This window comes from Streptomyces sp. CNT360 (genome assembly GCF_000424785.1).
In genome coordinates this window covers 291308-304107 of record NZ_AUKO01000012.1, presented here as the reverse complement: position 1 = coordinate 304107, position 12800 = coordinate 291308, and the positions used below count along the sequence as shown (strand labels likewise).

The window sequence follows — 12800 nt, the reverse complement described above, 5'->3', positions numbered from 1 at the left end:
GGTACGCCACCCGCGCACAGGGTCAGCGGGGCCTGCGCCGCTCCGCGAAGGCGAGCACGAGTGCGCGGATCCGCGCGGCGAACGCCTCCAGGTCGGCGAGGGAGACGAACTCGCCCGCCGCGTGCGCGTTGTTGGCGTCCAGCCGCCCGGGCCCCAGCACGGTGGTGTACGTGCCGGGTACGCCGTGCAGCCACAGGGCGTCACAGGTGAAGGCGGGTTCGGTCTCCGCATGCCGGGGCACACCCGCGGCGGTCAACAGGTCCTCCGCCCAGGGGTCGCTGTGTCCGTGCCCGCTCAAGCAGGGCAGGCCCCGTTTGTCCCAGCTGAGGCGGGTGCGGGTGGCCGCGTCGGCGGCGGTTCGCGCGTACTCGCGGGTGCCGGCGAAGCGGGTGGTGAACGCGCGCAGGCCGTCGGCGACGGTGTCGGCCAACGCCCGTTCGGCGGCGGCGCCCTCGGCCGTGGTGGCGTAGGCGATGTTGACCAGCAGGGTGCCTGTCCCGTAGACGCGGTTGTGGGCGTGCCCGGTGTGCAGTCCCGCCACGCATGCGGCTCCGACGGCCCCGGCCCGTGCCGGGTGGGACTCGAAGCGGGCGGCCAGGTGGTGGGCGAGGAAACCCAGCAGCACGGTCGCGTTGTGGCCCGCGCCCGGGCGGTCGTCGACGGCGTCCTCCCCGGCCACGGTCAGCCGGGCCGTCATGGAGGCCGTCGCCCGCGGCAGGTGCCGCAGCCCGGTCGGCTCGCAGAAGACGTTGACGCGGCCGACGTACCCGGCCTCCACCAGCGGGCGGGTGCCGAACGTGCCCATGGCGCCGCCCTCCTCGCCCGAGACCGCCTGCACCAGCACGGACACCTCCCGCCCGACGGCTTCCTCCGCGGCGGCCGCGGCCCGCACCCCGGCCAGCAACGCCACCGCCGGGCCCTTGGCGTCGACGGCGCCGCGCCCGGTGAAGCACGCGCCGTCGAAGCCGGCCTCCTGGACCCCGGCGACGGTGTCGAGGTGGACGTTGAACATGACGGTGTCCCGCCGTGGCCGCTTCGGACCGAGGCGCAGCACCAGGCTCGGCTGGGCCGCGAGGAAGGCGGGATCCCGGCCCGCTCTTCGCACCACGGCGGGCACGTCGTCCCGGCGCAGGACCGCGGAGTCGGGTGCGGCGTGCCGCACCACGCGCAGGCCCGCCGCACGTGCGGCCTCCGCGTACAGGCGCTGTGCCTGCCACAGTTGCGGCGGCGCGTCGGCCTGTCCGGCCTCCAGGGGACCGACCGTGGGGGTGCGCATCAGGTCCAGGAGCAGCGCGTGATCGGCCTCGTTCAGCAACGCGGCGGTACCGTCCGGCGCGGGACGCCCGCCGTCCGCGGCGCCTCCGGCTCTCACGGCGCCTCCCCGGCGGAGGGGGCGGTGGCCTCCAACTCGGTGAGGAGCCGGCCGAGTCGTCGGCCCGCGGACACGAAGGGCGGGGCAGCGTACGCGTCGGCGGCGAGGCCGTCGTGCGGTCGCGCGGACAGGTGGGGTTCGAGGCAGAAGGCGCCTCGGTAGCCGGCCTCCAGCAGGGTCCGCAGGCAGTCGGCCACGGCCGCCTCGCCGTCGCCGGGCAGCACGTAGGTCGTGGTGCCCGGCGCATCTCTGCGGGCGTCCTTGATGTGGACGTGGGAGACGTGGGGCACGATCTGTCGCAGCAGGGCGGCGGCGTCGTAGCCGTAGGGCACGCCGTTGCCGGTGTCGAACAGCAGCCGCAGCGCCGGGCTGTCGACCTCGTCCAGGAGCCGCAGCATGCGGGTGGCGCTCTCCCCCGCCCAGCCGGCGCAGTTCTCGTGCACCAGGGTGACACCTGCCGCCTCGGCGCGGCGGGCGAGCCGGGAGAGGCGGTCGACGACGGTGGCCGCCCATTCCCGCTCGCCCAGCCCGTCGTTGGGGTAGGACATGACGCGGATCAGCCGGCAGTCGAGGACGGCGCACTGCTCCAGCAGCGTCTCCAGCTCCACCAGGTCGGCCTCGAAGGGTGTGCTGACGGGCCGCGCCCAGTTCCCGATCCGGGAGGCCAGGCACACCACGCCCAGGCCCGCGGCCCGTAACCGGTCGGCCACCTGACGCACCTGCGGCCGGTTCAGGTCGGCCAGCGCTCTCCCGTCGATCGTGCGCAGCTCGATGCGGTGCCATCCCAGGGCACGTACCGCGTCGATCTGCCCGCGCAGGCCGGGGGCCGCCTCGTCACCGATGCCCGCGCACCGTCCGGCGAGCGGGCCGGGCGGGCGGCGCTGCTCGTGCGAGGCGGCCGGAGCACTGTCTTCAGACGGCACGGGCGTCCTTCCGTACGGGGAGCGGGGGGCCGCCGGCGGGAGGTCCGTCGGCGTGGCAGTACGCCTTCGCCTCGCACAGCAGCCGCGCGACGGCGTGGTGCAGCGCGAAGTCGTCGGTGCGACCGCGGGCGAACCGCTGGTAGGTGCGGCGCAGGAACGCGCTGAGCGCCTCGTCGCGGAAGGTGCGGTGGGCGCGTACCGCACCGGTGAGGAGGAGTTGGGCGTGGTCGTCGCGCTCGCTGATCGGATAGTGCGCGGTCGCGGTGCCGTCGGTGAAGCGGAGCGTGAAGCTGCGCTGCTGCACCGGTGAGGCCAGGTCGGAGGCGATGTCGGTGCAGACGCCCGAGGCGTGGCGGAGGGTGAGCGCCGCACTGCCCATGTGCGGGACGACGGCGGTGTCGCAGACCAGGTCGGTGCAGCGTGCCGAGACCAGCTCGGCCTCCCCGGCGAGATCGAGCACCACCCCGAGCGAGTGCGGTGGTTCCACGTCGAAGGCGGTCGGATGGCCGCGGGTCGCCAGGGTGCGGTCGAAGCGGGGCTTGTGCTGGGCCACGTCGATGCTGAGCAGGCGGCCGAGCGGCCGGTCGGTCACCAGGCGCCGCACTTCCTGGGTGAGGCCGGCGGCCAGCCAGTGGGCGACGACGGTCAGGTCGAGCCCGTACTCCGCGCGGAGCCGGGTGACGCTCTGGAGCTGACCGGGGTCGCCGGCCAGCGGTTTCTCGACCAGGACCCGCGTGTAACCGAGTCCGGCGAGGCGTCCGAGCACACCGGCGCGGGCTTCGGGCGGCGTGCACAGGTGGACGACGGTCCGTGCGGGATCCGTGTGCTGTGCGGCCGCCGCGAGGGAGGGCAGGACGGTGACGCCGTCGAGGCCCGCCCCGGCTCCCGGCCGGGCGTCCCAGGCCAACGGCGGCCAGGCGAGCGGCACTTCGGCCTCGGTGGTCTCGGTGGCCTCGGGAACCGAGACCGGATCCCGGCTCCGGCCCCGGCCCACGTCGGCATCCGCGTCCGGGCCAGGGCCGGGGTCGGGTTCCGGGTGGGCGAGGGTCTTGAGTGCGTTGAGGTGCAGGCCGGCTCCGGAGCGGCCTAACCCGACAATGAGCGGTCGCAGCATGTCTTCCTTGCAAGTGTGACGACTTTCTCAGGGTCAGCGACCGACTGTGACGCCCGGTATGAAGAGAGGTCAAGACGCACAGCCCAAGTCGTACCGGCACGGGTGAACCTGGTGCGGCGCGCGGTTGCTGCCGGACGCCGGGGGTATGCCTCGGGTCGCCGGAAACCGCCGTTCGTGACGAGCAATTGGGGTGTCAGTGTCTTTCGGAGGGAACGCGGGAGGGGTGCGGCGCCATCCCGGTCCGCGGGCCGACCCAGCAGGGGTCCCGTTCTTCTCCCAGGCTGCGAGCTTCGAGGCGCTGTGGCCACTCGTGGAGGAGCGGATCAATGAAGTGTTCGCGGAAGGGAAGTTTTCACACGGTCGCCATGTGGCCGAGTGGGAGCGGGAACTGGCCGCCTACACCGGTGCCGGGTTCGCCATCGGGGTGAACAGCGGCACGGACGCGCTCGTCCTGCTGTTACGGGCCTGCGGCCTGCGCCGCGGCGAGGGGGTGCTGGTCCCGGCCTACTCGTTCGTCGCGACCGCCTCCTCGGTCGTACTGGCGGGCGGGCGGCCGGAGTTCGTCGACATCGATCCGGTCAGTTACGCGATGGACCCGGCCGGTCTGGAGTCCGCCGTCACCCACGCGAGCCGCTTCGTGATGCCGGCGCACCTGTTCCACCAGATGGCCGACATGGCGGCTCTCGGTCAGGTCGCCTCCCGGTGCGGGCTGACCGTGCTGGAGGACAGCGCCGAGGGGATCGGGATGCGGCAGGAGGGGCGCCACGCCGGTCTGCACGGCAAGGGCGGTGTCCTCTCCTTCTTCCCGAGCAAGACCCTGGGGGCGCTCGGCGACGCGGGGGCGGTGCTGACCGACGACCCGGAGATCGCGGAGATGGTCTGCGCGCTGCGGCACCACGGCCGGATGGGGCGGACCCTGGGGGACTTCTCCACGATCTCCACCGAGACCGACGTGCCCGGCTTCAACAGCAAGATGGACGACATCCAGGCGGCCGTCCTCTCGGTGAAACTCACCTGCCTGGACAACGACATCGCCCGCCGCGCCGAACTGGCGGCCGCCTACCACGAGCGGCTGCGGGACGTCCCCGGCATCACCCGGCTCCCCCAGGTCGTCGAACGTCCCGGCGAACCCGGAAGCGCAGGCGCCGTCTTCTACGTCTACCTGATCGAGGCGGACGACCGCGACCGCCTGGCGGAGCACCTGGCCCGCCGGGGTGTCGGCACCGAGGTGTACTACCCGACTCCGCTGCACCTCCAGCCGTGCTTCGCCCACCTCGGCCACTCGCGGGGCGACTTCCCGCACGCCGAGGCGGCCAGCGCCCGCGCACTCGCGCTGCCTCTGTATCCGGACCTGGACAGGGAGCAGCTGGAGCGGGTCAGCGAGGCCATCCGCGAGTTCTACACGGGAAAGCCCACGTGAGCGACGGGAAGACCGACGTGACCGCCCAGCACACCAACGCCATCTCCTTCTTCCAGCCGGACGTCTTCGAGGGCGAGCGCACAGCCATGCTCGACATCGTCCGCCAGATCGGCACAGCCCCCGAACAGCGCTTCATCCTCGGCGAGCACACCCACGCCCTCGAACAGGCGCTGGCCGCCTCGCTGGGCGCCGCGGACGTCGTGGCCTGCGGCAGCGGCACGGCAGCGCTGGGGCTGGCGCTGGCAGCCATGGGCGTAGGAGAGGGCGACGAGGTGGTGGTGCCCGCGTTCGGCTGCGCGCCGCTGGCCGCCGGTGTGGTGCAGGTGGGCGCCGAGCCGGTGTTCGCCGACATCGATCCGTGGACGATGGTCGCCGACCCGGCCGACGCGGAGCGCCGCATCACGGCACGCACCACGGCGTTGATGCCCGCCCACATGTTCTCCGTGATGGCCGACATGCCGGCCTTCGCGGCACTGGCCGAACAGCACGGGCTGCGGCTGATGGAGGACTCCGCCGTCGCGCAGGGTGCGACGCTGCGGGGCGTTCCCGCGGGGCTGTGGGGGGAGGCGGGCGTCTTCTCGTTCGTCCAGGTCAAGTCGTTCGGAATGCCCGGCGAGGGTGGCGTGGTGGTGACCCGGGACGCGGCACTCGGGCAGCGGGTGCGGATGCTGCGCAACCACGGGCAGGACGGGCGACGCCGGTTCCTGCACCACGTGGTGGGGACCAACAGCCGGTTCGACGAGATCCAGGCCGCGTTCCAACTGCGGCGGCTGGCCGGGCTGCCGGAGCGGCTGGCGCGGCGCGCCGCCATCGCCGACTACTACACGGAGCGGTTCGCCCCGCTCGCCGAGCGGGGCCTCGTGCCGCCTCCGCGGGGGCGGGAGGGCCGGTGCTACTACGTCTACTCGCTGCTGGCCGACGAGCGCGACGCACTGCGGGCGCACCTGACCGAGCGCGGCGTGGGCAGCCATGTGTACTACCCGCTGCCGCTGCCGAGGCAGTCGGCGTTCGCCCCCTACACCGAGCCCGGCGAGCGCTGGCCGCATGCGGAGCAGGCCAGCAAGCGGATCCTGTCGCTGCCGGTCCATCCCCACCTGACGGACGGGCAGGTCGAGTACATCGCCGACGCGGTGTGCGACTTCGCGCGGCGCGGCGCTCCCGACCGCGCCCGGCACGGCTGACCGTCCGGCACCGCTCACCGCCCGGCACGGCTGACCGCCCGGCACCCCCGAAACCGAAACCGGCCCGTCCACAGATCGAGGAGAGACGTACGCACATGACCAGTCACGCCCAGCCCGGTCCGCTCACCGTCGCCGGGCTGCGCCCGGAGAGCAAGGCACGCAGCTACGTCCGGCTCGGCAAACTCGACGTCTACGACTACTACCCCAGCATCGTCGTCGCGCTGGCCGCGGTGCTGCTGCCCCTGTCGCGGTTCGCCCCGGCGGCGGGCTGGTCGATGGCGCTGTTCCTGCTCGGCGAGGTCTTCGTCGTCATGTCGATGGTCGCGCTGGACGACGTGACCGGCTACCGGGACGGCAGCGATGCGGCCAACTACGGGCCGAACGACCCCCTGCGCAGGAAGCTGCGCAAACCGCTGATCGCCGGGACGCTGACCGAGCGGGAGGCGCTGGGCTTCGCGTGGGGCACCGCGGCGACCGGCGCCGCGCTGTGGGCCGCCGCCGTCACCGCGGCACCGCACCGTCCGGTGTGGACGCTGGTGCTGGTGCTGGTGCTGTTCGTGGTGGCGCTCCAGTACTCCTACGGACTCAAGATCAGTTACCGCGGCTTCCAGGAGCTTTTCCTGGTGGGACTCGGCGCCGCCCTGGTACTGGCGCCCTACGGGCTGGCGGCGGGACGCTTCTCCTGGTTCGTACTCGTCCTCGGGGTGCTGTTCGGCTTCGGCCCGCTGATGTTCGGTGTCTACTCCAACACCAACGACATCCCGGGGGACCGTGCGGTGGGCCGGCCCACCGTGGCCTGCCTGGCGACGCCGCGGGGCAACGCCGTCTTCATCGGGGCGCTGTCCGCCGCCGAGTTCCTGCTGGGCGCCCTCGCCAGTGCGACGGGCGCCGCACCCCGGTGGTTCGTGCTGGTGATGCTGCCGGTCACGGTGTTGCGGGCCCGCCAGTACCGCACCGGCTTCACCGGCGGCGGTGACATCATGCGGGCCCGGCGGCAGGGGTTCGTGGTGCACCGGGTCAGCACGGTGCTGCTGATCGGTGCGGCGCTGCTGCACGGCGCGGAGGGCGCGGCGTGAGCGGGAGCCGGAGCGGTACGGCCGGGAACGGCGGGACCGGGAGCGGTCCGCGTCCCGAGGTGGACGTCGTCGTGGTCGGTGCGGGCATCGCGGGGCTGACGGCCGCGCACGAGCTGCGGCGCGCCGGGCTCCAGGTACGGGTGCTGGAGCAACGCGCCGACGTCGGCGGCCGGATGCACAGCTTCCGGCACGCCGGCTGGACGGTCGACGAGGGTGCCGAGCAGATCTCCGAGCACGGCTACCGGGCCACCTGGGACCTGCTGCGGCGGCTCGGCGTACCGGAAGCGGACGTGCCGTTGATCGGCAGGGAGATCGGCGTGTGGCGGGCGGGCCGGGCGCACCCCGGTGTGGCCTCCCGGACCGCGGCGCTCACCGGCGCCGGGCTCTCGCCCCGCGCCCGTCTCGATCTGCTGCGGTTCACCGCGGCGACCGCTCGGGACCGTGCCGCCTACGACGGCGACCGCCCCGAGCGGACCCCGGTGGGCGCGGCGACGGTGGCGGAGCTCGCCCACCGCTACCACCGGGACCTGCACGACTACCTGCTCCAGCCGGTCGCCGGGAACTTCTTCGGCTGGAACACGGCACGGTCCGCCGCAGGACCCCTGCTCAGCCTGCTCGGTTCGGTCGGGACCACCGAGTGCTGGCGCACGTACCGGGGCGGCATGGACCTGTTGGCGCGGCGGCTGGCGAAGGACCTCGACGTGGCCACCGGCGTCGCGGTGCACGAGGTCGTCGGCGCGCCCGGCGGTGCCCGGGTGCGGTCGTCGGTGGGCGAGGTGGCGGCGCGGGCCGTGGTGCTGGCGGTGCCGGCCCCGGTGGCGGCCCGGCTGCACGCCGGTCTGCCCGCCGACGAGTCGCCGTTCCTGACGGCGTCCACCTTTACGCCCGTACTGAAGGTGAGTTGCCTGCTCACCAGGCCGCTGGCACCGCCGTCACCGAGGCCGCTGTACGTCCTGCTGACGCCGGCCGCCGAGGAGAGCGTGCTGTCGGGCATCATCGTCGACCACGCCAAGCACCCGTCGCGGGCGCCGGCGGGCAGGGGGCTGCTGACGTTGATGGCCGCTCCCGGACAGCTGCCCGAGCTGCTGCACGCGCCCCGCGGCGAGGTCGCCGACCGGCTGGTCTCCGCGGCCGAACGGTACGTACCGGGGCTCCGCGCCGCCTGCACCGACACCTTCGTGCACGGCTTCACCCACGGCCTGCCGGAGGCCACTCCGCGGGCGCTGCACCACCGCCGGGCCTTCGCGGCCCGACCGGTACGCCCGGTGGAGTACGCCGGGGACTGGATCAGCCTGCGCCCCGCCAGTGAGGGCGCGGTGCGCGCCGGGGCACTCGCGGCCTCCCGTGTCCTGGCCCGGCTGCGGCCCCGGCCCGCCGGGCAGCGGTCCCTCCCGCTGCCCCGCCGTTCCACGACCGGCGCCCTGGTGGGCGGCGGGAAGGAGACCGAGTGAAACCGCACGACATGGGCGTGCTGTTCGACGAGTGCGCCGAACGCGGGGTCCGCACCCGCTTCCACCTGGACCGGCCCTTCGACCTGGCCGGCTATGACGCGACGGACTACAGCGTTCCCGAGCTGGCCGCGCTGGTGCGGCGAGCCGCGGGATGGTTCGCCGCGGCAGGCGCGGAACCCTCTGACCGGGTCGCGATCGTCAAGCCGAACCACTGGGACTACGACGTGCTGGCCTGCGCGGCCGTGCGCATCGGCGCCGTACCGGCCCAGTTGTCCGCCGAACTGCCCCGGCAGTCCCTGCTCGCCCTGCTCCGGCGGTTGCAGCCGAAGCTGCTGGTAACCACCGCCGGTCTGTGGCAGGAGCTACGGGAGGGGCAGCCGCCGGACCTGGCGCCGGCCGTCCTGCTGTTGGACGGCTCCGCCCCCGGCGCCCTGAGCGTCGAGGACGTGGCCGGCATCCCGGCGCCGTCCCCGTACCGGCGGCACGACGACGAGCCGCTGGTCGTCAACCACACCTCCGGCACCACCGGGGTGCCGAAGCTGGTGGTGCACTCGACCCGCACCATCATCGGGAAGCTGGCCAGGTTCGAGACCGTGCGCTATCCGAAGATCGGCGTACGCCGCGACGACACCCTTCTCAACGCCAACTCCTTCGCCCACGGCCGGACATTCTGCTGGACGGCGAGCGCGCTGTGCCTGGACCCGGCCGAGATCGCGATCCTCACCACCCAGGACCCCGACCTGGCCGACCCGGTACTGCGCGCCCACCCGCCGACGATGGTCGAGGCGCTCCCCGCCGTCTACGTCCGCTTCCGTCCGCTGACCGCCCGACTGGACAACCCCTTCCGCAGGGTGCGGCTGTTCATCAGCACCTACGACGCGATGCACCCGCCCACCATCCGCTCCTACCTGCGGGCCAGTGCGCACCGTGCCCCGCTGTGGATGCAGGGCTGGGGGCAGACCGAGACGGGCCCGCTGACGTTCCGCTTCCACACCCGCCGCTCCGCCGCCCACGACCGGGACACCTCGCGGGGCGTGGGACGGCCGGTACCCGGCAAGACCCGGCTGCGCGTCGTCGACCCCGACTCGTTCCGCCCGCTGGGCCGCGGCCACACCGGGCTCGTCCTGGCCCGGACGGCTGCCTGCGCCGCCGGGTACGTCGAGGAGGGCGAGCGCTGGGCGGCCAAGCGGCACGGCGGCTGGTTCAACACCGGCGACCTCGGGCGGATCCGCGGGGACGGCAGCGTGGAGCTGCTGGACCGGGAGGTGGACCGCAGCGAGCGGCTGAGCTGTCTGCGCACCGAGGACCTGCTGGAGGACCGGTTGCCCCAGGCCGCCGAGTGCGTACTGCTCAGCCCCTCGGGACGCACACCGCTGCCGGTGGTCGTCACCGACGACGGAACGCTGGACCGCGACGCCTGGGACCGGGCGGTGCGGGGGCTGCCGCCGCTGGGCGAGCCGGTGGCGCTCACCTGGGACCAGGTGCCCCGTACCGGCACCGGCAAGGTGCGCCGCACCGCGCTGCTGCGGCAGTTGACCGGCAGCGGCGAGACGGTGGGCTCCGGGCGGTGGACATGAGCGGCCGGGGGCACGCTCCGGTGGCACCGGGAGCGGAGGGCGCGTCCATGGGTGACGGGAGGAGCACGGGCAACGTGGCGACCGGCACGGGGCGTTACGCGTTCGACAACGACACCGAGCACAGCCGCGAGCAGCACCGCTGCCTGGCCGCCGCCTACGATGCCGCGACGTTCGAGATGTTGGACGGCACGGGAGTGGGCCCGGGCCTGCGGTGCCTGGAGATCGGGGCGGGCGGCGGCACCGTGGCGCACTGGCTGGCCGACCGGGTCGCCCCGGGCGGCCACGTCACGGCCACCGACGTCAAACCCCGCCATATCGCCGCCCGCCCCGGGCTGACGGCGCTCGCCCACGACGTGGTCCGCGACCCGCTGCCGGAGGGCTCCTACGACCTGATCGTGGCGCGCCTGGTGCTCCAGCATCTGCGGGAGCGGCGGGCGGTGCTCGACAAGCTGGTGCGGTCGCTGGCCGTCGGCGGGGTGCTGCACATCGAGGAGTTCGACACCTCCTACGAGCCGCCGCTGCTGACGCCGGACGAGGAGTCGGCGAGGCTCTACCGCGCGTTCCTGGACGCCAAGTGTGCCGTCTTCCGCGCGGCCGGCGGCGATCCCCACTGGGGGCGCCAGGTGCCCTCGGCGATGCGGGACGCGGGCCTCGTCGGCATCGAGGTGCGGCCCCGGATCGAGCTGCGCAGCGCGCGGACGCCGGGTCTGCGGTTGCAGCTCCACCACACCTACCACCTTCAAGAGGGGCTGCTGGCCGCCGGGATGACCCGCGAGGGTCTGGAGCGGGTACGGGACCTGATGCGGGACCCCTCGTTCCGCGCCGCCTCCAGCGTCCTGTACGCCGTCCAGGGCCGCCGTCCAGGGCCCGGGGAGGGAGCCGCGTGACGACGAGCCCGCCTGCCTCCCGGGCCACGCCCGCGGTCGCGCACCGCGTGGCGGCCCGGCTGCTGTCCCTCCTCGACGATCCCGGGGCGGCCTCGGTGCCGCTCCGACTCGACTGGGCGGGGCCGGTCGATCTGCCGCTGCACAGCGAGCGTGCCGTGCAGGCGGCGTGCGGGGTCATGGAGGTGCACGGCCGCGCCGCCGGGCGGCCCACGCCGCTGGCCGTCGACTACGCGGGCACGGTGGCCGGTGTGCTGGCGGCGCAGGGGGTGAGCGCCGCCCTGCTCGGTGCCCGCACCACCGGGGCGGGGCCGGCCCAGGTGCGGACGTCGGTGAGCGAGGCCGCGCTGTTCGGCGTCGGCCAGTACCTGGCGGCGGCAACCGCCGGGGACGACGACACGGCCGCACCCGTCCTCCCGGCGGCGCGTGACCTCGCGGAGAGCGCGGGCCACCGGCCGTTCGTCTCCGCCGACGGCGTGCCCTTCGAACTCGAAGCGCTCGACGCCGAACGGTGGCGGGGTTTCTGGCAGCGACTCGGCGCCCCGCACGCCGCTTACCGCGCCGGCTGGCGGCCCTTCCAGCAGCGCTTCGCGACGGCCACGTGCCTGCTGCCGCAGGCACTGCACCGGACGGTCGAGACCTCGCCGTACGCGGCGATCCGCGCGGCGGCCGGGCAGGCGGGTGCCGACGTGCTGCCCGTCCGCGCCGACCCGGCCCCCGGCACGTCACCGGGAGACGGCGGCCCGCCGTCGTGTTGCCCCACGCCGTGGAGGCTGAGCCCGCTGGGCGGGTACGCGTGCGGGGACGCACCGGCGCGGGCCGTGCCCGGACCGCTCCCCCTCGCCGGGGTGCGGGTCGTGGAGTCCACCCGCCGGGTGCAGGGGCCGCTGGCCGGTCACGTCCTGCGGCTGCTGGGCGCCGAGGTGGTGCGGATCGAACCGCCGGGCGGCGACCCGATGCGGGGGATGCCGCCGACGGCGGGCGGCTGCTCGGCACGCTTCCGCACGCTCAACGACGGCAAGACGGTCGTCGAGGCGGACATCACGACGCCGTCGGGGCGGCACACCGTCCGCGAACTCGTCGCGGACGCGGAGGTGTTCCTGCACAACTGGGCGCCCGGAAAGGCGGCACGGCTCGGCCTGGACGCCGAGGAGCTGACCGCCGTACGGCCCGGTCTGGTCCACGCCTGGGCCTCCGGCTGGGGCGATATGCCGGGCCCGACCCCGCCGGTGGGTACCGACTTCCTCGTGCAGGCGCACAGCGGGCTGGCCGCCGCCCTGTGCCCCGCCCCGCTGCCCCCTGCGCCCTCCCTGATGACGCTCACCGATGTGCTGGGCGGTCTGCTGTCGGCGCAGACCGTACTGGCGGCGCTGCTCGCCCGCCGCCGTACCGGACGCGCCCAGCGTGCCGTCTCCTCCCTGCTGTCCGCCGCGTCGCTCGTGCCCCGGCCCCGGCGCCGTGTCCGCTGGGGCCTCTGGGAGCAGCCGGTGGCCACGGCGGACGGCTACCTGTGGCTGGACGACGCGCTGGACGACGCGCCCCTCGCCGCGGGGCGGGCCGGTGCGGTGCTGGGAGCGGACGCGGCGGGGTGTCCCGGCACCGTCGCGGCCCGGCTGCGGTCCAGGACGAGCGCCGACTGGTCGGCGCGGTTCGCGGAGGCCGGGCTGACCGCGCTCGCCGTCTGCACCGACCTCGCCCACCTCGCCGCCGATCCGCGCTTCGCGGCCACGGTGACCGGTGGGGAGTACGCCCGCCCCGTAGCCCCGTGGGAGTTCCTGTGACCGGCACGCGACCTGTGGAGA

General features: G+C 74.5%; 10 protein-coding genes. 7 read left to right on the top strand and 3 right to left on the bottom strand.

The features are described from left to right. Positions 1-22: 22 nt before the first annotated feature. Genes H297_RS0114335 through H297_RS36315 form a run of 3 tightly spaced genes read right to left on the bottom strand, consistent with a single transcriptional unit; the run spans position 23 to position 3409 of the window. Positions 23-1372: a M20/M25/M40 family metallo-hydrolase gene (locus tag H297_RS0114335; RefSeq protein ID WP_486589511.1), complete on the bottom strand. Its 1350-nt coding sequence runs from the start codon at positions 1370-1372 to the stop codon at positions 23-25. Then, positions 1369-2295, bottom strand: coding sequence for a sugar phosphate isomerase/epimerase family protein (locus H297_RS36320; RefSeq protein ID WP_078514051.1), 927 nt, complete (start codon positions 2293-2295; stop codon positions 1369-1371). The genes H297_RS0114335 and H297_RS36320 overlap by 4 nt, the downstream gene beginning before the upstream one ends. Next, positions 2285-3409: a hypothetical protein gene (locus tag H297_RS36315; protein WP_051351821.1), complete on the bottom strand. Its 1125-nt coding sequence runs from the start codon at positions 3407-3409 to the stop codon at positions 2285-2287. The genes H297_RS36320 and H297_RS36315 overlap by 11 nt, the downstream gene beginning before the upstream one ends. A gap of 367 nt (positions 3410-3776) precedes the next feature. On the opposite strand from H297_RS36315, the gene H297_RS36310 reads away from it, so the two are divergent. The 7 genes from H297_RS36310 (at position 3777) to H297_RS0114290 (ending at position 12779) form a co-directional block, all read left to right on the top strand. Continuing rightward, positions 3777-4829, top strand: a complete 1053-nt coding sequence (locus H297_RS36310; RefSeq protein ID WP_486589510.1) for a DegT/DnrJ/EryC1/StrS family aminotransferase — start codon at positions 3777-3779, stop codon at positions 4827-4829. An 86-nt stretch (positions 4830-4915) separates the two neighbouring features. Continuing rightward, complete coding sequence (locus H297_RS0114315) at positions 4916-6010, top strand: DegT/DnrJ/EryC1/StrS aminotransferase family protein (RefSeq protein ID WP_051351838.1); 1095 nt, start codon at positions 4916-4918, stop codon at positions 6008-6010. Between the two features lie 95 nt (positions 6011-6105). Next, the gene (locus H297_RS0114310) at positions 6106-7086 is read left to right on the top strand and encodes a UbiA family prenyltransferase (RefSeq protein WP_027737621.1); all 981 of its coding nucleotides are present in this window, start codon (positions 6106-6108) and stop codon (positions 7084-7086) included. Then, positions 7083-8537, top strand: coding sequence for an FAD-dependent oxidoreductase (locus H297_RS36305; protein WP_051351820.1), 1455 nt, complete (start codon positions 7083-7085; stop codon positions 8535-8537). The genes H297_RS0114310 and H297_RS36305 overlap by 4 nt, the downstream gene beginning before the upstream one ends. Continuing rightward, complete coding sequence (locus tag H297_RS0114300) at positions 8534-10114, top strand: AMP-binding protein (protein ID WP_027737620.1); 1581 nt, start codon at positions 8534-8536, stop codon at positions 10112-10114. Before H297_RS36305 ends, H297_RS0114300 begins: the two co-directional genes overlap by 4 nt. 74 nt (positions 10115-10188) lie before the next feature. Beyond that, positions 10189-11001, top strand: coding sequence for a methyltransferase (locus tag H297_RS0114295; protein ID WP_027737619.1), 813 nt, complete (start codon positions 10189-10191; stop codon positions 10999-11001). Beyond that, positions 10998-12779 (top strand): CoA transferase, encoded by a 1782-nt coding sequence (locus H297_RS0114290; protein WP_027737618.1) that lies wholly within the window; start codon positions 10998-11000, stop codon positions 12777-12779. Before H297_RS0114295 ends, H297_RS0114290 begins: the two co-directional genes overlap by 4 nt. The last annotated feature ends 21 nt before the right edge of the window (positions 12780-12800 follow it).